The organism is Ensifer sp. EB106-05-01-XG146 (assembly GCF_058791875.1).
Map to the genome: position 1 here is coordinate 3,223,487 of NZ_JBYTDX010000001.1, position 16,224 is coordinate 3,239,710.

The window sequence follows — 16,224 nt, forward strand, 5'->3', positions numbered from 1 at the left end:
ACGGTGGCGCATGACCGCATTGATTGAGACGCTACGGTACGAAGGCTCGCTTGCGGCACCGCTCGCTGATGGCGCGGTCTGGAGCCTGATCCGGGCGGAAGCGCGCGCGCTTGCCGCACGTGAACCGGTCATGGCGCCCACCCTGATGCCGATCATCGATGCCGGATCGGATGCCGAATTGCTGGCCGGCGTGCTCGCAGCCGGCTTGGCCGTCGCGCGCGTCGACGAACGCTCGCTTGCGCAGCTGCTCACCGACGTCTTCAAGGCAAACCCTCAGATCCTGCTGGCGACCGAAGCCGATCTTCAGGCGGTGAAAGAGCGTGACCCGGCCTGCCCGGGCCTCAAGCATGTGCTGGTGAACCTCAAGGGCTTTCAGGCACTGCAGACCTACCGCGCTGCTCACCAGCTCTGGGTCGATGGCCGACGTGAAGTCGCGAGCTGGCTTTCGAACCTCGCCTCGCTCGTCTTCGGACCTGACATTCATCCGGCCGCCTGCATCGGCAAGGCTGTCATGCTCGACCATGGCTCCGGCATCGTCATCGGAGAAACCTCGGTCATCGAAGATCAGGTCTCGATCCTCCAGAACGTCACGCTCGGCGGTACCGGCAAGGAGACCGGAGACCGCCACCCGAAGATCGGCCGCGGCGTGATGCTCGGCGCCGGCGCCAAGATCCTCGGCAATATCGAGGTCGGCGCCTATAGCAAGGTCGCCGCCGGCAGTGTCGTCCTCAAGACCGTTCCGCCGCGCACCACCGTCGCGGGCGTGCCGGCAACCGTCGTGCGCATCCATCGCGTCGATGAAATTCCGGCAGCGGAGATGGACCAGACGATCGTCTGATCCCATCCTGTTGCCTGTCAGATCTTCACCAGCGCCGCGGTGGCATACATGAATGCCGCACCGGCTGCGAGGCCGGCCAAAACCGGCGGCGTCAGGAACACGTCGCTCCGGCGCTCGCTCTGGCGCATCAGATAGGCGCCCACTTCGACGATCACCTGCAGGATCGCGCCCGCCCCGATCGCCAGCGCCAAGGCGGACCATTGCGCCGAGGCGGCAAGGCTCCCGAGCCACATGCCGATGACGGCCGGGCTGCCCGCCAGCAGCGTCAAACTGACGAAGACCGAGAACGGCGGCCTCTTCTTCAGGATCGGCGCGGCGATGCCAATGCCTTCTGTGACATTGTGGAGCGCAAAGCCGAGCACGAGGAAGGTGCCGAGCCCGGCCGAGCCGGCCGCAAAGGCGGCCCCGATCGCCAGCCCCTCGCCAAGATTGTGCAGGCCGATGCCGAGCGCGATGTAGGTGGAGAGCGCCAGCCCGGTCGGCGCACCACTTCGCCGGCCGATTGCCATCAGCAGAAGGAAGCTGCTTAAAGCCGCCAGCACCACCATGACTGGCCCCTGGAAGATCGCCGCGGCTTCGCCGGCAACCTCGAGCGCCTCGCCACTCGCATCGACCAGCAGGAAGCCGAGCAGGCCGATCGTCAGCGACAGCAGAAAGGCCATGCCCTCGCGCCCAACACCACGCAGCACCGGATAGAACATCAGCCCGACGGCCACGGGCACGATGCCGACGATGATGCCGACCAGGGCTTGCAGCCGCAATTGGCCCGTCGTCGCCTGGGGCGTCGGCACGGCAACCGCAATGTCATGCGCAAAGGTGGCGCCGGTGTTGGTCACCACCTTCACTGCATGCGCCTCACCGAGCATCCAGGGAAATGGCAGTTTCAGCCATGCGGCCCCACCGCGTGCGATCGGCCCTGGCGGGTCCTGGGCGAATTGCCAATAGGCGTCGTCCACCTGGACCTGCGCCACCGTCATCGGTTCCGATCCGCCGGCGCGAACAAGCAGACTGAGACCACTATCGTCGAGAACGGTTCTTTCGAAGGTGAGGTTTTCGACCGGCGGCGCACCGTTGCGAAAGCCCGACAACGGATCGGTTGATACGAGCCAGGCAACGGAGATGCCAAAGACGATAAGAGGCAACGCCAGCCACACCAGGTTGGTCTTTGCCGCGCGAATGGCAGCTCTTGGCATCTCGTTCATGCGAGCGCCTCCACCACGTCGAACATGCCGACCCAACCGAGCTCAGTGAACTCGGTCTGGTGCGGGTGGAACATGTAGAGGCCGGGTTCGTGCTCAGCGAAGGTGAATTCGAGGATGCCGCGCTGCGCCTGGCACTGGGTAATGAGATCGACGGTTTTCAAGGTCGGCGTCAACGTCGTGCCCTGGTCGTAATAGTCGAAGAAATTGGCGTGCAGGTGGAAGGAGTTGATCGGGTCGAACTCGATGACGTTGATGAGATAGATGCGCACCGGCTTGCCCTTCACGATCCGGATCGGCCGTTTCATGAAGGCGTGCGCGACGGTGTTGACCGCATAGAATTCATTCTCGGCATCGAAGTTGGTGTCGAAGGCGTTCATCACCATCACCAGTTCCTGCCAGCCGGCGTTCTCTGGTGTGCCGAGCAGCCGGGAGCGGGCGACCTCCACATGCTCCGGCCGGCGCTCCGGGTCGGGATCGATCACGAAGGCGCCGTACATGCCCTTGTGGATGTGCCGGCGCAACGGCATCGCATGGCAGTGGTAGAGATGGCAGCCGAAGGGCTTGGCATCGAACTCATAGATAAATTCGTCACCCGGATCGACCATGCCGGCCCCAGGAACGCCGTCCATGCGCGCCGCGTGAATACCGTGGAAATGGATCGAGTGCGGATGCGAAGCATAGTTGCGAAAGACGATCCGCAGCCGCTCGCCTTCTTTGGCCCGCAGCGCCGGCCCCGGCACGCGGCCGTTATAGGTCCAGGCGGGAAATTTGATGCCGGGTGCGATTTCGATCTCGCGGTCCTCCGCCGTCATCTCGAAGGTGCGCAGCGTCCGTCCGTCCGGCAGCGTCGAAACCGTACCCGTGTCCCAATCTGTGAGCATCTCCGTCGGGTCGAAGCCGTTGACGGCGCTATCGACCTCGCCGACCGTCATCATCGCGCCATGCCCCATGGCGGGCATCGGCTCCTGTCCCGCCGCTCCCGATGGCGCGGCATGACCGACATGGCTCGCCTGTTGTTGACCCAAGGCGGCGCTGGTGCAGATCGCCGTTCCGCCCGCTGCCGCCAGCCCGCCCATCAGCAGACTGCGCCTTCGCAGCAGGTCCGGTCTTGTCGGCTTGTCCATATTCGCCCCTCTCCCTCATTGGGTAACACGCACCGCACCGCGCCTGACTGGGGCCAGCAACGATCCACCTGCTTCTGCAAATCATTTGCAACAACATCAATAGTGCAAATGCATCCCATTCGCAACTGACTTGGGAAGCGTGATGTCCGAAGGGGCCGGCAGGACCGCGCGCTCAGCACGGCGCGCCCGTCATCATCCCGGAAACCAAAACGTCCCCGGAAGGCGCCGGCCTCGGGGACGTTGGGTTGAACTTCGGCGCCGGACCGGAAACGAACATGTCCGCAGGGCCTCGGCAGGCGGTGCTCGCGCCTCACCATTCAAGTTCGAGTTGCGGGATCCCGTTGGAGGTTTTTTCGATCGTGCGGCCGCTCTCGTCCACCGTCGCGGTAACCCGCTGGCGCAAGGCCGAGAAGCTCTCGAAGGTGACGACGTCGACCGGCTGGTCGAATTTCATCGTCAGACGATAGCGTCCCGGCTGCGCCGCGATCGCCTGGACGCCCAGGATCTCGCCTTCGAAGGCCTGGCCGAGATAGCGCCCCTTCACGCGGGACCCGAGCATCCAGGGATTGAAGGGCGGCCGGTTGCCGGCGGCGGCATGCAGCGTGTTCCAGTCGCGATAGCCGTACTGGGCGGCGATCAGTTCGAGCGAGCGGGAATGGCCGATGGTTTCGCCTTCGGATGCGAGGCGGATGCGCAGACGCTTGGCCTGGTCTTTCAGGGCGTCGAGCGAGGGAAGCGGGATTGATCCGCGCGTCATGAGAAGGTCTCCTGCAGCGGCATGCATTCCTTGAAGATGGGAGCCCGCATTGCCACCGGTTCGCATGCCGTTTCGGCTGACCGTGTCTCAAAAGAAGGACTTCACCAAAGCATGACGCTCGCGGACGGCAGGGACCTTCACCCTGCCGCTTCCATAGGGGATGCCGCCTCGACTGTCAAACCAGGCCCGGAAATGCGGCTGCGACCCCGCGAAAGACGATTGCGCACGCGCAAAAGCTGTGGGACGACTGAAGGAGACGACGAGGGAGGAACTCATGACCGAAATGACGATACTCGCATTCGCGCTGGTTGCCTTCATCGGCATCGCGACACCGGGCCCGACGGTCCTCCTCGCACTCACCAACGGATCGCGCTACGGGGTGCGGCGCGCAATCGCCGGCATGGTCGGCGCCGTCCTCTCCGATTTCGTGCTGATCGGCGCGGTCGCGCTTGGCCTCGGCGCGCTGCTGGCGGCCTCCGAATTCTGGTTTACCGTCGTCAAATGGCTGGGCGCGGGCTATCTGGCCTTTCTCGGCATCATGCTGCTGCGGTCGAAAGGGACGATCCAGGTGGCAAACGAAGCCGGCGGCGCGGCTCCCGTTTCCTCTGCCGCGATTTTCCTCAAAAGCTTCCTGGTCGCTGTCACCAATCCCAAGGGTTATCTGTTCTTCACCGCCTTCTTGCCGCAGTTCATCGATCCGGCGGCACCACAGGCGTCGCAATACGCCATGCTTGCGCTCGTCTTCGCAGCCGTCGATTTCACCGTGATGTTCGGCTATGCGCTGCTCGGCGCGAAGGCTGCAGCTTTCCTCAAGCGTTCCGGCGCCGTCTGGCTCGACCGCCTCTGCGGCGGCGCCTTGCTGGCGCTCGCCGGCTCGCTCGCCCTCTATCGCCGCGCCACCGCCTGAAATGCTGTTTCGCCAAAACGTGCTCGCTGGCATCGCCAGCCGCGACGTGACCTTGGCCTTCCGGCGTTGGACCAAGCCGACGGTCAAGGCCGGCGGTAGTTTGCGCACCTCAGTCGGTGTTCTCGCCATCGATGCCGTCGACGAGATCGACGAAGGCGCGATTACCGACAGCGATGCCCGCAAAGCTGGCTTTGTCGATCTCGGCGCTCTCTTGAAGGAGCTGGCCGCTCGCCCGGAAGGGCGCTGCTATCGCATCGCCTTCCACCGTGCCGGCGACGATCCACGCATCGCCCTGCGGGAAGCGGCTGACCTCGACGGTGAAGGACGGGCAGAAATCGACCGCAAGCTCGCGCGCTTCGACGACAGCGCCGGCATGGGCTGGACGCGTCCGGTACTGCAGCTGATCGCCGTCCGTGACGGGACGACCGCGGCGGAGCTGAGCGCCGCCATCGGCATGGAGAAACTGAAGCTCAAGGCGCGCATCCGCAAATTGAAGGAGCTCGGCCTCACCGAAAGCCTCGATGTCGGCTATCGCCTGTCCGGCCGCGGGCGCGCCTATCTCGACGGCGAATAGCCCGCGTGAAAAAGCGGGCGGTGACGCGGACACGATCGGTCATTCCTTCCAATCCCGATCGCCGCTGTTGCGTGCCTAAAGCAGGTGTGAGACGACTTGCCACCGAAACGGACCACCCCCATCAGGCAAGGCGAGGAGACAGGCATGATCGGCTACACCATGGTCGGAACGGCGGACCTGAGGCGCGCAGAGCGCTTCTACGATCCGGTGATGGCGCTGATCGGCCAGGAGCGCTGCTACTGCGACGAGCAGGTTTCCTCCTGGGGTCGAAAGGATGATGACAAGGCGCCGCGTTTCTTTGCCTGCCACCCCTTCGACGGGAAAGCCGCCTCGATCGGCAACGGTGCGATGACCGCCTTCCTGGTGGAAAGCGCGGAGGTCATCGACCGGCTGTTCGAGACCGCCATGGCGCGCGGCGGCAGCGAAGAGGGAAAACCAGGCTTCCGTCCGCAATATGGCGATGGCTTCTACGCTGCCTATGTGCGTGATCCCGACGGCAACAAGCTGGCCTTCGTCTGCTACGACGCCCGCGAGGTCGAGAGCTCGTCCTGACCCGCCTTAACGGCGCGTCGACCAGCCGAACCAGATCGCCACGGCCGCAAGCATCAGCGCGAGCACACGCCGCACCAACCGTTCGCGTGCCGGCGAGTTGAGGACCGGTTCCAACGCCCCGGCCAGAAGCACGATCGCGGCATGAACCGCGGTCGCGACCCCCACATAGAGCGCGGCAAGCGTCAGGTTCTGGGGCAAGAGCGGGCGTGTATCGTCGACGAAGGTCGGAAGCACGGTGACGAAGAACAGCGCCGCCTTCGGATTGAGCAGATTTGTGATCAGGCCGCGCCGGAAATAGAAGGATGCGGGCTTGCCGCTCGGCCCCGCCTCCTCACCGTCACCGTTCCAGGCCTCGAAGGCGAGATAGAGCAGGAAGCCGACGCCTGCCCAGCGAAGCGCCCCATAGAGCATGTCCGACTGGCCGACGAACTCGGCGACCCCGAAGGATGCGGCAAGGCCGACGATGGCCAGGCCGAGCGCCACGCCGGCGACGGTCGCCATGCCGGGCCTGCGCCCCTCCGAGGCCGCGACCATGGCGAGGTAGGCCATGTTCGGTCCCGGCGTCAGTTCGATGATGAAGGATGTCAGTAGAAAGGGTAGCAGGGTCGCTGCCCCGAAAATGAACGGATCCATGCGCGAGACTTCCATCCGCCTGCAACGAGGCCTTGCCGCAAGGACAGGTCAGCGGTGCCGCATTGTCAAGGAAGATCACGAACCCATCAGCAGGGAGCGCCCGGCATGTCATGCGTCTGCCCCCTCGCCGATCACATCGGACCAGCGAGGGAGCAGCGAAAAATCCGCCACCGCAGGGTTGGCGGCGGAAAGAGATCTCAGGCGGCGCGGCGAACCGGCGGCATGGCGAGCTTGCGGCCGCTGGCGACGATCAGGCCGGCGGTGCCCTCGAGCCAGTTGTCCCGAAGCTCGAGCGCCAGGAACCGGTCGCGTTCGAACGGCCCTGGCATCACCAGATGCTGGGTGCGGCTGGCAAAGAAGCCGAAGCGCTCGTAATAGGCAGCATCACCGACGAGCAGGATCGCGCCATGGCCGCGGTTCTTGGCCTCTTCGATCGCGGCCCGCATCAGCATGCCGCCGATGCCCTTGCCCTCATGGGCGGGGTCGACTGCGAGCGGACCGAGCAGCAGCGCCGGCACGGCATGGCCCTCACGGCTGACGCCGGCCTCGACGTTCCAGAGCCGGACCGTGCCGATCACGTGACCATCGACATCGCGGGCGACGAAGGCAAGGCCTTCGGCTGGCAGCCGGCCGCTGCGCAGCTTCTCCGACGACTTGCGGCGGCGCTCCGGCCCCATGGCACGGTCGAGCAGGTTCTCGCGCGCGACGACGTCGCCCGGATTCTCCGCATCGATTACAAATGTAGTGGGCGCGAAAAACGCGCGCAGGGCGTCAACAACAGCGGCCATCGGGGCCTCCCGTCATCAAAACCGCTTCAGGCGGACCGAACGAAAATTGTGAAGTGGCGCTCCCGCCCGAGGACGGGAGCAGGCCGGATCAGATCACATAGGCCTTCAGCGGCTCGAAGCCGTTGAAGGCGACGGCCGAGTAGGTCGTCGTATAGGCGCCGGTACCTTCGATCAGAACCTCGTCGCCGATCGAAAGGGTGATCGGCAGCGGATACATGTTCTTCTCATAGAGCACGTCGGCCGAATCGCAGGTCGGGCCGGCGAGCACGCAAGGCTCCATTTCGTCGCCATCGCGCGCCGTACGGATCGGGTAGCGGATCGCTTCGTCCATGGTTTCGGCGAGTCCGCCGAACTTGCCGATGTCGAGGAACACCCAGCGATGGGCGTCGTTGTCCGACTTCTTCGAGACGAGAACGACTTCCGCCTTGATCACGCCGGCGTTGCCGACCATGCCGCGACCGGGCTCGATGATCGTTTCCGGGATGTGGTTGCCGAAGTGCTTCTTCAGCGCGCCGAAGATCGCCTGGCCGTAGGCTTCCGCCGTCGGCACGTCCTTCAGGTACTTCGTCGGGAAGCCACCGCCCATATTGACCATCTTGAGCTCGATGCCCTGCTTGGCCAGTTGCACGAAGACGCGCTTGGCATCGGCAAGGGCCTGATCCCAGGCATCCAGCTTCGTCATCTGCGAACCGACATGGAACGAGACGCCGTAGGAAACGAGGCCATGCTGGTGGGCGTAGACGAGCACGTCGACGGCCATCTGCGGGACGCAGCCGAACTTGCGCGACAGCGGCCATTCGGCGCCTTCACCATCAGTCAGGACGCGGCAGAACACGCGGGCGCCGGGGGCTGCGCGGGCAACCTTCTCCACTTCTTCGTGGCTGTCGACCGCGAACAGGTTGACCCCAAGCGCGTGGGCGCGGGCAATGTCGCGCTCCTTCTTGATGGTGTTGCCATAGGAGACGCGGCTCGCGGTCGCACCGGCGTCGAGCGCCATTTCGATTTCGGCGACGGACGCGCAATCGAAGGAGGAGCCCATACCGGCGAGCAGGCGCAGGATTTCCGGCGCCGGGTTTGCCTTGACCGCATAATAGATCGAGCTGTCCGGCATTGCATGGCGGAAAGCCTTGAAATTGTTGCGCACGACGTCGAGGTCGACAACAAGGCACGGGCCTTCCGGTCGTCGGGTGTTGATGAAGTCGATGATGCGAGCCGTGGTCATGGCCATATTCCCCTGATCCAAGATGCCCCGCTTTCGCGGAGGACAAAGGGCATACGCGCACATGCTCTGGAACCAGCCGGTGGAGACCCCGGAACCATGCATGCGCTCGATGCGCGAACGGTGAATCAAAGCCCGCCTAGGCTTCAATTCGGCTTTGTCTGCCATGGATTGGAGGGAATAACCCAACCGCACTTCCGGCAATGAAGGTGTGCCTCTTCAGTAACCCCGGCTGTTGGAAAGCCGGCAGACACCAGAAAGGCCCGCACCGTCGTTGCTTCAAGATGTCCTCGCATTTCCCGGTTGGCCGGAATAGCGACTGGAGGGGTTAGTTCCAGGTACCTTACCGATACCCTCACCTAATCGAGGGTCGGCGGACACCCACAGGCACGTGCGACTTTGGGCAAGGGCGTAGGTAAGAAAAAAGCCCGTCGTAATCAAGAGTTTTTTCACAACCGCGGTTGAATTTTTTTCCAGCCGGGCAAAACTGTCGATGTTCACAAATTTTGAACGCTTGGCGCCAGATCGTCCACAACGCTAAAGCATTGAAAGAAGACTGTTATTTATAAGAACAGGCACTGAAGGCAGAACCCGGCGCAATGACGCAAGCGACGGACAATCTGCCGTCTGCATTATCGACGCGGAAAGAGGCCTTCGCCGGCGAATCGGCGAAGCACGATTGAGAGCACGAAAGAAAGATCGTCATGGACACACTCACCCGCATCCGCGCCTTTATCGATGTCGTGGACGCCGAGGGGTTCTCGGCCGCCGCAAGGCGTGTCGGCAAGTCGAAGGCGCTGCTTTCGAAATATGTGCGCGAGCTCGAGGATGAACTCGGTGCGCTGCTCCTCAACCGCACGACACGGCAGTTCTCGCTGACCGAGGCTGGCCACACCTACTATCGCACCGCGTCGGAAATCCTGAAGGAGATCGACAATCTCGCCGATCTCGTGCGCGCCAACAACTCCGACCTGAAGGGACGGCTGCGCATCACCGCGCCGCGCACCTTCGTCGATGCCGACATCGGCCAGTCGCTGGTCGATTTCGGCAAGCAGCATCCCGAACTCTCGCTCGAAATTATCTCCGACGACCGTTTCGTCGATCTGGTCGAGGAAGGCTTCGACGTCGCCATCCGCATCACCCGGCTCGAAGATTCGACGCTGATCGCCCGCAAGCTCGACGATTTCCAGGTGCTGATCTGCGCTGCCCCGGAATTCCTGGAAAAATCTGGCCCCATCGCTCACCCGACGGACCTTTCCAAGCTGCCCTGCATTCTCGATACCAATGGCCGCTCCTATTCCAACTGGCGCTTCGTCGAGCCCGATGGTTCGGCCTTCACCGTGCCCGTCAGCGGCCCGATCGAGGTCAACAGCCCGCTTGCAGCCCTCAGAGCCACCGTCTCCGGCCTCGGCGTATCGATCATCCCGGACTTCATCGCCCGCCCGAAAATCGCTACCGGCGAACTCGTGACGCTGTTCGACGATTTCCTCCCCCGCGACCGCGGCATCTATGCGATCTATCCGCATCGCCGCTACCTCCCGGCCAAGGTCAGAACCCTCGTCGACTTCCTGCACGCCTGGTTTCGCAAGCCACGGTGATCGGGCGCCGGCACCTCAAAGTCCCAATTCCGTCCCATTTCCGGTACATTCCCGGAAACGAATCGCGGAGCGATTGCTCCAGCCGAAAGGATTGCCGCCACATGAGAACCAAACGCCTCGTCATGGCCGGCCTTGCCACCCTGGCTGCCCCGTCGCTGGCCTTTGCCCACCCGCACATTTTTGCGGAAGCGCGCCTCGAGGTCGTCTCCGACGACAAGGACGAGATCAGCGAACTCAGGAACGTCTGGCGCTTCGACGAACTGTTCTCCTCCAGCGTGGTGCTCGATTTCGACAAGAACTCGAACGCGACGCTCGATCCGGATGAATTGGCCGAAGTCGGGCAGACGGTGATGGAGTCCCTGTCCGAGTACAATTATTACACGACGATCCTCGACAACGGCAAAACCATCAAGGTCAACAAGCCGGATCACATCACCGTCGACTACAAGGACGGGCAATTGCTGATGATGTTCGCGGTCAAGCCGGCCGAGCCGATGCCGCTCAAGGGCAAGCTCTCCTTCGGCGTCTACGATCCAACGATGTATACGGCCATGGACTTCGCCACCGACGATGACCTGACCGTCGTCGGCGACAAGATCAATGCCTGTGAGCACAAGGTCGTCCGCCCTGATCCCGACGAAGTTCTCGCCGAGAACAAGGACACCTTGACCGACGCCTTCTGGAGCGACCCGACGGGCACCGACATGTCGAAGCTGTTTGCAACCAGGATCGAGATCACATGCTGAACACCCGCGGGATCGCACGTCTGGTCACGGCCGCGCTCGTCGTCACGGCGCTTTCTGCAACAATCGCCGCGGCGCAGTCGCCCCTCGGCATCGGCACGGCCGAGCCCGCGTTCAAGACGACCGGTTTTCTCGGCGGCTTCTTCGCCTGGATCAACATGGAGCAGCAGGGCTTCTACCGGCTGATGACCAATGCGCTGAAGGGGATGCGTGAGAACCCCTGGCAGCTCTGGTCGCTGGTCGGCCTGTCCTTCACCTATGGCGTGTTGCATGCCGCCGGCCCCGGTCACGGCAAGGCGGTGATCTCGTCCTACATGATCGCCAACGAGACGGAACTGAAGCGCGGCGTGCTGCTCTCCTTCCTGTCCTCGCTGCTGCAGGGCGTGGTCGCGATCCTCCTGATCGGCGCCGTTTACCTCATCCTGCGCGGTACCTCGATCAGCATGACCAGCGCCACGCGCTGGCTGGAGATCGCAAGTTACGCGCTGATCGCCGCCTTCGGCGGCTGGCTTCTCCTGCGCAAGCTACGGTCGATGCTGCGTCCGGTTGCCTTGGCTTCCGTTGCCGGCGGCGGGCACGTCCAGCTCGCGGACGATCACCATCATGATCATCACGATCATCATCATAGCCACCATCATGATCACCACGGGCACAGCCATGGCCCGGGCGAGGTCTGCTCGAGCTGTGGCCATGCGCATGCGCCCGACCCGTCGATGCTGAAAGGGGATCGTTTTGCGCTCCGCGAAGCTTGGTCGGCAGTCATCGCCGTCGGCCTGCGCCCGTGCTCCGGCGCACTCATCGTGCTGTCCTTCGCACTCCTGAACGGGCTTTACCTCGGCGGCGTGCTTTCGGTCTTCGCCATGTCGATCGGTACGGCGATCACCGTCTCAATCCTTGCGACCATGGCCGTCACCGCAAAGGGCGTTGCGCTGCGCTATGCGGCAAACGGCGCGGCGGCTGCCCGGATCTCGAACGGCATCGAGATCGCCGGCGCTGCCCTGGTTCTGTTGCTGGGATTGGCGCTGCTCGGCGCGGCTTTGCAGAGCTGACGCACGCGGCCTGATCGGGCCGTCAGAGCCCGCGCTTGCGCTGGTAGCGGGCTCGCAGCCAGAAGAGCAGGAAGAAGCCGAGCACGAAGATCACGCCGAAGGCGGCAGCAAGCCAGGGCGAGATATCGCCGAGCTTGAGCATGATCGACGGCAGAACGAAGAAGCCGAGACCGGCGACGACGAGAATGATCGCAGCGGCGATCGCCGGTGACTTTTCCTTGTTCTGCATGACTTCCCTGTTGTTGTCTGCTGCGGCTTAAGCAGCCTGCGCCTATTTCGACGCCTGCCGCTCCAGATCCGAACGTATATCTTCAAGCCGCCGCTTCTGGCGACCGTCTTCATCGAAATTATCAGCTGCAAGCCAGGTTTCGAATGCGGCATTGAGCAGCGGCCATTCGCTGTCGATCATCGAAAACCAGGCCGTATCACGGTTGCCGCCCTTGGATATCATGTGCTGGCGGAAGATGCCCTCGAAGGTAAAACCGAGCCGGGCGGCGGTCTTGCGGCTCGCCATGTTCTCGCTATGGCATTTCCACTCGTAGCGGCGATAGCCGAGATCCTCGAAGGCGTGCTTCGCCATCAGGTAATGCACTTCGGTCGAGAGCGGCGAGCGGGCCATGGCGGCGCCGTGTGCCACGGAGCCGACTTCGACGACGCCGTTGGCGGGATCGGCACGCATGTAATTGGCCATGCCGACGACAATGCCGGTCGCCTTGTCGCGGAAGACCTCTGTAACCCAGCCGGATTTCTCCTGCGCCGCCGTCAGCCAGGCATCGAAAGCGTCGATATCCCTAAAATCCGGCTGCGTGAAGTATTTGAGCAGCGGGTTGATCGCCATACCGCCGAGGCCGTCCCAGAGGTCCTGCAGATGCCGGTCGCGCTCATAGGCCTCGAGCTTGACGAAACGCCCTTCGAGCGCGACGCCCTTCGGCGCCGGGCACCCTTTCCAGTTCTTCAGATCCTGCATCGGCCGCTCCTCCTTCATCCCTGCCCTTCGGCATAGGCCAGAGTGGCGGCCGACACAAATTCAAACTGGTGATGAACCCTGTTCGAACCGGTGATGAAACCATGCCCCCCGAACGGTATCCTACGCGGTGGCCGGCACCTTGGCGGCCGAGACCGTCGCCTCGATGTGATCGACCAGCGCGTCGGGAAGTCCGAGGCGTCCGGCGAGCAGGTCGAGATAGCCGCGCTCCGCACGGGTTTCCGGCTCGATCGTCAGGCGCGACGCGGTGTAGATCTCCACGCGCTCCTCTTCGGTCTTTGCCGCGCCGACGATCGCGTCGATATCGACCGGGTTGGCAAGCTCGCCTTCGAGGAAGGCCGCGGCATCGGCCGAAAGGCCCGAGACCGACAGCTTGTCCATGATGTGCTGGCGCTCGGCCTCGTCGATATGGCCGTCGGCACGCGAAGCGGCGATCATTGCGCGCACGAGGGTCAGCGCAAAATCATGGCTGACGGCTTCGGGAGCAGAGGCGAAGCCGGAATCGGCCGGCGGCGGCAGAAGTTCCGGCTCGCCCTTGGCAACCGTTGCACCGCCCGGCGTATTGCCGGCCTGATAATTCTTGTAGGCTTGGTAGCCGAGACCGGCGATCGCCGCGAGACCGCCAAGCACGGCGGCGTTGCCGGCCAGCTGGCGACCCGACTTGGTGCCGAGCAGAACAGCGGCAATGGCGCCGCTCGCCAGTGGATTGTCCTTGGCAAGCTGCGTCGCCTGGGTCGCGCGATCGCGCACCGTGCCGCCGGCACCGGGCACCTGCGATCCCAGAAACTGATCCAGCAATTTCTTCGCGTCGAACATCGGGTTTCGCTCCTTGTCGGTTCCGGGCGGTTGAAGGCGAGCTCAAGGGTGCGCCGCCCGCGCGCCCGTCGCTGAATGGATTGAGACATAGGAACGTTGCAGGGAAAATACAAATTCGCGCCAGAGGCGAGCGACGCCGTACAGCCAAAGAAAAAGGCCGGGCTCTCCACCCGGCCTTTCAAAAAACGGAAGGCGTTGCTTGCCGCTCAGCCCTTGAGCACGAAGGCTTCTGCCGCAAGCTTGGTGATGCCGGCCCAGTCGCCCTTGGCAACCAGTTCCTTCGGCGCAACCCAGGAGCCGCCGACACAAACGACGTTGGGCAGCGTCAGATAGTCGCGCGCATTGGCAAGGGAAATGCCGCCCGTCGGGCAGAAGAGCGTGCCGGCAAGCGGCGAGGACAGCGACTTGAGGTAGGCGGCGCCGCCGGCCTGCTCGGCCGGGAAGAACTTCATGACGTCGTAGCCTTCTTCACGCAGACCCATGACTTCGCTCGCCGTCGCCGCACCTGGCAGCAGCGGCACCTCGTGGTCGTTGGCCACATCGATCAGTTCCTGCGTCGTGCCGGGGCTGACGATGAACTTCGAGCCGGCTTCGACCGCGGCTTCGAACTGGGCGGCGTTGAGGATCGTACCGGCGCCAGCAACAGCGCCTTCGACTTCGTTGGCAACGGCGCGGATCGCTTCGAGTGCGGCCGGCGTGCGCAACGTGATCTCGATCGCCTTCAACCCGCCGGCAACGAGCGCGCGCGCCAGGGGAACGGCGGTCGCCACGTCGTCGATCACCAGCACCGGAACAACCGGCGCCAGTTTGAGGGTTGAAAGAAGCCTGTCGGATTTCGCGCTCATGCCGATCGTCCTTTTTAAAACGATTGAATATGCCCTCCGCATACTCCCCCTGCCACCGGTTGTCGAGACCCAAGGCGGCGGGAGCGCGGCTTTCGCATGTAAGGCAACGGTAATATGCAACTTGCGACAAAGAGATGACTTGAGCCTTTGCGTGAAAGCGATAGGTTGAAGGCCGCGGGCCCTCGAAATGGCGGATTTTCCATGGCGAAGGAAATAGAGCGCAAGTTTCTCGTCGCTTCCGATGGGTGGCGAGAGCGTGCGGACAAGGGCATTGACCTCAGGCAGGCCTATGTCGTGACCATGGACGACCGCTCGCTGCGCGTGCGCATCCACGGCGACAAATGGGCGCGGCTGACCATCAAGATCGGCAAGTCGGCACTGGTCAGAAACGAATACGAGTACGACCTGCCGATGGACGATGCCCGCGAGATGCTGACCCAGGCGGTCGGGATCGTCATCGAGAAGAGGCGCTACCGGGTGCCGCACAAGGGGTTCACCTGGGAAGTCGACGTCTATGGAGGCGCGCTCAAAGGCCTCGTCGTTGCGGAAGTCGAGATGAAGCGCGAGACCGACATGCCGGCGCTGCCCGATTGGGTCGGGCAGGAAATCACGGGCGATCGCCGCTACTCCAACCAGTCCCTCGCCACGGAAGGACTGACGGAACCGCAACCATGACTTACGCCTTCGAACCTGGACGGCCTTTTTCCGAAGACTTCCGCACGATCGCCGCCGAACAGCTCACACAGGCGGTGATGAAGCTCGAGGATCGGCCTGACGGGGTGCACGAGGCGATCCACGACGCCCGCAAGAACTTCAAGCGCCTGCGCTCGCTGTACCGTCTCGTCGCAGCGGACGTGCCGCTTTTTCAGAAGCACGAAAATGCGCGCATCCGCGACATGGCCCGCAACCTCTCAACCGTTCGGGACGCGGCCGCACTGGTCGAGAACGCCCATTACCTCAAGGCAGCCGCTTGCAACGAGGAGGAAGAACGGGCGCTCGCCCATGTCTGCGAGCGGCTGACGACACGCCGGGACCGCATCACGGCAAGCGCGACCGATATCGAGGACCGCGTGGCAGCCACCATCGTGCGCTGCGAGCAGGCACTGCAGGCCCTCAGCCAAGTGACATTCGACGATCGACGCCGCAAGACCGCAGACCGGCTGACGAAGGGATGGCGGCGCACTCTGAGGCGGGCCAAGCGCGCCCGGCAGGCATGCAGCGAGACTTCGGAAGCCCCGGCGTTCCACGAGCTGCGAAAGCGGGCGCAGGACTACCGCATGCATCTCGGCCTGATGCACGCGGTCTGGCCTTCCGCCCTGCAGGCCAAGCGCGCCGAGGCTAAAGCGCTGGTCGACACGCTCGGGCACCTCAACGATCTCGCGGTCATGACCCAGTTGATCAACGAGGATCCGGGGCTTGCCGGTAACAGTCAGGATCAGGCCCACCTCATCGCGGCCGTCATCGACCGACAGGGAAGCTTGCGCAAGCACGCTCTTGATCTCGCCGCCGAGGTCTTCCAGGAGGAACCGGACGACGAAAGCCGAACGATCCGGTTGCTCTGGCTCGACGCCGCGCGCTGATGTTTCGGCGAAAT

The 16,224-nt window shown here is 63.6% G+C and carries 19 protein-coding genes; 9 read left to right on the forward strand and 10 right to left on the reverse strand.

Annotated elements, in window-relative coordinates:
- The first annotated feature begins 10 nt into the window (after nucleotides 1-10).
- Nucleotides 11-838, forward strand: coding sequence for a serine O-acetyltransferase (gene cysE, locus AC3WVQ_RS16040; RefSeq protein ID WP_090297965.1), 828 nt, complete (start codon nucleotides 11-13; stop codon nucleotides 836-838).
- 17 nt (nucleotides 839-855) lie between these two features.
- Here the strand turns inward: cysE and AC3WVQ_RS16045 are convergent, their stop codons facing one another.
- The 3 genes from AC3WVQ_RS16045 to AC3WVQ_RS16055 all read right to left on the reverse strand — a co-directional run bounded on the left by AC3WVQ_RS16045 (nucleotide 856) and on the right by AC3WVQ_RS16055 (nucleotide 3,921).
- A complete protein-coding gene (locus AC3WVQ_RS16045) occupies nucleotides 856-2,040 on the reverse strand; it encodes a ZIP family metal transporter (protein ID WP_492382868.1) in 1,185 nt (394 codons plus the stop codon).
- Nucleotides 2,037-3,164 carry a multicopper oxidase domain-containing protein gene (locus AC3WVQ_RS16050; protein WP_090297968.1) on the reverse strand — a complete coding sequence of 376 codons (1,128 nt, stop codon included), beginning with the start codon at nucleotides 3,162-3,164 and terminating at the stop codon, nucleotides 2,037-2,039. Before AC3WVQ_RS16050 ends, AC3WVQ_RS16045 begins: the two co-directional genes overlap by 4 nt.
- Nucleotides 3,165-3,474: 310 nt before the next feature.
- Nucleotides 3,475-3,921: a glyoxalase superfamily protein gene (locus AC3WVQ_RS16055; protein WP_060517538.1), complete on the reverse strand. Its 447-nt coding sequence runs from the start codon at nucleotides 3,919-3,921 to the stop codon at nucleotides 3,475-3,477.
- 274 nt (nucleotides 3,922-4,195) lie between these two features.
- Between AC3WVQ_RS16055 and AC3WVQ_RS16060 the strand changes: the two genes are divergently transcribed.
- The 3 genes from AC3WVQ_RS16060 to AC3WVQ_RS16070 all read left to right on the forward strand — a co-directional run bounded on the left by AC3WVQ_RS16060 (nucleotide 4,196) and on the right by AC3WVQ_RS16070 (nucleotide 5,954).
- On the forward strand, nucleotides 4,196-4,828 hold the full coding sequence (locus AC3WVQ_RS16060) for a LysE family translocator (protein WP_090297970.1): 633 nt from the start codon (nucleotides 4,196-4,198) through the stop codon (nucleotides 4,826-4,828).
- Between the two features lies 1 nt (nucleotide 4,829).
- Nucleotides 4,830-5,402: an ASCH domain-containing protein gene (locus tag AC3WVQ_RS16065; RefSeq protein ID WP_090297973.1), complete on the forward strand. Its 573-nt coding sequence runs from the start codon at nucleotides 4,830-4,832 to the stop codon at nucleotides 5,400-5,402.
- A 144-nt stretch (nucleotides 5,403-5,546) separates the two neighbouring features.
- A complete protein-coding gene (locus AC3WVQ_RS16070; protein ID WP_110819344.1) occupies nucleotides 5,547-5,954 on the forward strand; it encodes a VOC family protein in 408 nt (135 codons plus the stop codon).
- A gap of 6 nt (nucleotides 5,955-5,960) precedes the next feature.
- Here the strand turns inward: AC3WVQ_RS16070 and AC3WVQ_RS16075 are convergent, their stop codons facing one another.
- From AC3WVQ_RS16075 to odc2, 3 genes are all read right to left on the reverse strand, one after another.
- Nucleotides 5,961-6,587, reverse strand: a complete 627-nt coding sequence (locus tag AC3WVQ_RS16075) for a LysE family translocator (protein WP_034786964.1) — start codon at nucleotides 6,585-6,587, stop codon at nucleotides 5,961-5,963.
- A gap of 197 nt (nucleotides 6,588-6,784) precedes the next feature.
- Nucleotides 6,785-7,375 carry a GNAT family N-acetyltransferase gene (locus AC3WVQ_RS16080; protein WP_034786966.1) on the reverse strand — a complete coding sequence of 197 codons (591 nt, stop codon included), beginning with the start codon at nucleotides 7,373-7,375 and terminating at the stop codon, nucleotides 6,785-6,787.
- An 88-nt stretch (nucleotides 7,376-7,463) separates the two neighbouring features.
- Complete coding sequence (odc2, locus tag AC3WVQ_RS16085; protein ID WP_218686560.1) at nucleotides 7,464-8,603, reverse strand: ornithine/lysine decarboxylase; 1,140 nt, start codon at nucleotides 8,601-8,603, stop codon at nucleotides 7,464-7,466.
- A gap of 695 nt (nucleotides 8,604-9,298) precedes the next feature.
- Between odc2 and AC3WVQ_RS16090 the strand changes: the two genes are divergently transcribed.
- The 3 genes from AC3WVQ_RS16090 (at nucleotide 9,299) to AC3WVQ_RS16100 (ending at nucleotide 11,984) form a co-directional block, all read left to right on the forward strand.
- Nucleotides 9,299-10,192 carry a LysR family transcriptional regulator gene (locus AC3WVQ_RS16090; protein ID WP_060517532.1) on the forward strand — a complete coding sequence of 298 codons (894 nt, stop codon included), beginning with the start codon at nucleotides 9,299-9,301 and terminating at the stop codon, nucleotides 10,190-10,192.
- Between the two features lie 101 nt (nucleotides 10,193-10,293).
- Entirely contained in the window at nucleotides 10,294-10,938 is a 645-nt protein-coding gene (locus AC3WVQ_RS16095; RefSeq protein ID WP_034786971.1) for a DUF1007 family protein, read from the forward strand.
- Complete coding sequence (locus AC3WVQ_RS16100) at nucleotides 10,932-11,984, forward strand: nickel/cobalt transporter (protein ID WP_090297979.1); 1,053 nt, start codon at nucleotides 10,932-10,934, stop codon at nucleotides 11,982-11,984. The genes AC3WVQ_RS16095 and AC3WVQ_RS16100 overlap by 7 nt, the downstream gene beginning before the upstream one ends.
- Nucleotides 11,985-12,006: 22 nt before the next feature.
- On the opposite strand, the gene AC3WVQ_RS16105 is transcribed toward AC3WVQ_RS16100, so the two are convergent.
- The 4 genes from AC3WVQ_RS16105 to AC3WVQ_RS16120 form a co-directional block, all read right to left on the reverse strand.
- On the reverse strand, nucleotides 12,007-12,213 hold the full coding sequence (locus tag AC3WVQ_RS16105) for a hypothetical protein (RefSeq protein WP_034786975.1): 207 nt from the start codon (nucleotides 12,211-12,213) through the stop codon (nucleotides 12,007-12,009).
- A gap of 42 nt (nucleotides 12,214-12,255) precedes the next feature.
- Nucleotides 12,256-12,951: a GNAT family N-acetyltransferase gene (locus AC3WVQ_RS16110; RefSeq protein ID WP_060517647.1), complete on the reverse strand. Its 696-nt coding sequence runs from the start codon at nucleotides 12,949-12,951 to the stop codon at nucleotides 12,256-12,258.
- 120 nt (nucleotides 12,952-13,071) lie between these two features.
- Nucleotides 13,072-13,785: a tellurite resistance TerB family protein gene (locus tag AC3WVQ_RS16115; RefSeq protein WP_034786977.1), complete on the reverse strand. Its 714-nt coding sequence runs from the start codon at nucleotides 13,783-13,785 to the stop codon at nucleotides 13,072-13,074.
- 206 nt (nucleotides 13,786-13,991) lie between these two features.
- The gene (locus tag AC3WVQ_RS16120) at nucleotides 13,992-14,630 is read right to left on the reverse strand and encodes a 2-dehydro-3-deoxy-phosphogluconate aldolase (protein ID WP_034786978.1); all 639 of its coding nucleotides are present in this window, start codon (nucleotides 14,628-14,630) and stop codon (nucleotides 13,992-13,994) included.
- A gap of 201 nt (nucleotides 14,631-14,831) precedes the next feature.
- Between AC3WVQ_RS16120 and AC3WVQ_RS16125 the strand changes: the two genes are divergently transcribed.
- Both AC3WVQ_RS16125 and AC3WVQ_RS16130 read left to right on the forward strand, forming a co-directional pair.
- Nucleotides 14,832-15,305 (forward strand): CYTH domain-containing protein, encoded by a 474-nt coding sequence (locus AC3WVQ_RS16125; protein ID WP_034786982.1) that lies wholly within the window; start codon nucleotides 14,832-14,834, stop codon nucleotides 15,303-15,305.
- A complete protein-coding gene (locus AC3WVQ_RS16130) occupies nucleotides 15,302-16,210 on the forward strand; it encodes a CHAD domain-containing protein (protein ID WP_034786985.1) in 909 nt (302 codons plus the stop codon). Before AC3WVQ_RS16125 ends, AC3WVQ_RS16130 begins: the two co-directional genes overlap by 4 nt.
- Nucleotides 16,211-16,224 lie beyond the last annotated feature (14 nt).

What these genes read in the sequence shown, in the direction of transcription:
- cysE (WP_090297965.1), top strand. Translation starts at nt 11, where the DNA reads ATGACCGCATTGATTGAGACGCTACGGTACGAAGGCTCGCTTGCGGCA.
- AC3WVQ_RS16045 (WP_492382868.1), bottom strand. Translation starts at nt 2,040, where the DNA reads ATGAACGAGATGCCAAGAGCTGCCATTCGCGCGGCAAAGACCAACCTG.
- AC3WVQ_RS16050 (WP_090297968.1), bottom strand. Translation starts at nt 3,164, where the DNA reads ATGGACAAGCCGACAAGACCGGACCTGCTGCGAAGGCGCAGTCTGCTG.
- AC3WVQ_RS16055 (WP_060517538.1), bottom strand. Translation starts at nt 3,921, where the DNA reads ATGACGCGCGGATCAATCCCGCTTCCCTCGCTCGACGCCCTGAAAGAC.
- AC3WVQ_RS16060 (WP_090297970.1), top strand. Translation starts at nt 4,196, where the DNA reads ATGACCGAAATGACGATACTCGCATTCGCGCTGGTTGCCTTCATCGGC.
- AC3WVQ_RS16065 (WP_090297973.1), top strand. Translation starts at nt 4,830, where the DNA reads ATGCTGTTTCGCCAAAACGTGCTCGCTGGCATCGCCAGCCGCGACGTG.
- AC3WVQ_RS16070 (WP_110819344.1), top strand. Translation starts at nt 5,547, where the DNA reads ATGATCGGCTACACCATGGTCGGAACGGCGGACCTGAGGCGCGCAGAG.
- AC3WVQ_RS16075 (WP_034786964.1), bottom strand. Translation starts at nt 6,587, where the DNA reads ATGGATCCGTTCATTTTCGGGGCAGCGACCCTGCTACCCTTTCTACTG.
- AC3WVQ_RS16080 (WP_034786966.1), bottom strand. Translation starts at nt 7,375, where the DNA reads ATGGCCGCTGTTGTTGACGCCCTGCGCGCGTTTTTCGCGCCCACTACA.
- odc2 (WP_218686560.1), bottom strand. Translation starts at nt 8,603, where the DNA reads ATGGCCATGACCACGGCTCGCATCATCGACTTCATCAACACCCGACGA.
- AC3WVQ_RS16090 (WP_060517532.1), top strand. Translation starts at nt 9,299, where the DNA reads ATGGACACACTCACCCGCATCCGCGCCTTTATCGATGTCGTGGACGCC.
- AC3WVQ_RS16095 (WP_034786971.1), top strand. Translation starts at nt 10,294, where the DNA reads ATGAGAACCAAACGCCTCGTCATGGCCGGCCTTGCCACCCTGGCTGCC.
- AC3WVQ_RS16100 (WP_090297979.1), top strand. Translation starts at nt 10,932, where the DNA reads ATGCTGAACACCCGCGGGATCGCACGTCTGGTCACGGCCGCGCTCGTC.
- AC3WVQ_RS16105 (WP_034786975.1), bottom strand. Translation starts at nt 12,213, where the DNA reads ATGCAGAACAAGGAAAAGTCACCGGCGATCGCCGCTGCGATCATTCTC.
- AC3WVQ_RS16110 (WP_060517647.1), bottom strand. Translation starts at nt 12,951, where the DNA reads ATGCAGGATCTGAAGAACTGGAAAGGGTGCCCGGCGCCGAAGGGCGTC.
- AC3WVQ_RS16115 (WP_034786977.1), bottom strand. Translation starts at nt 13,785, where the DNA reads ATGTTCGACGCGAAGAAATTGCTGGATCAGTTTCTGGGATCGCAGGTG.
- AC3WVQ_RS16120 (WP_034786978.1), bottom strand. Translation starts at nt 14,630, where the DNA reads ATGAGCGCGAAATCCGACAGGCTTCTTTCAACCCTCAAACTGGCGCCG.
- AC3WVQ_RS16125 (WP_034786982.1), top strand. Translation starts at nt 14,832, where the DNA reads ATGGCGAAGGAAATAGAGCGCAAGTTTCTCGTCGCTTCCGATGGGTGG.
- AC3WVQ_RS16130 (WP_034786985.1), top strand. Translation starts at nt 15,302, where the DNA reads ATGACTTACGCCTTCGAACCTGGACGGCCTTTTTCCGAAGACTTCCGC.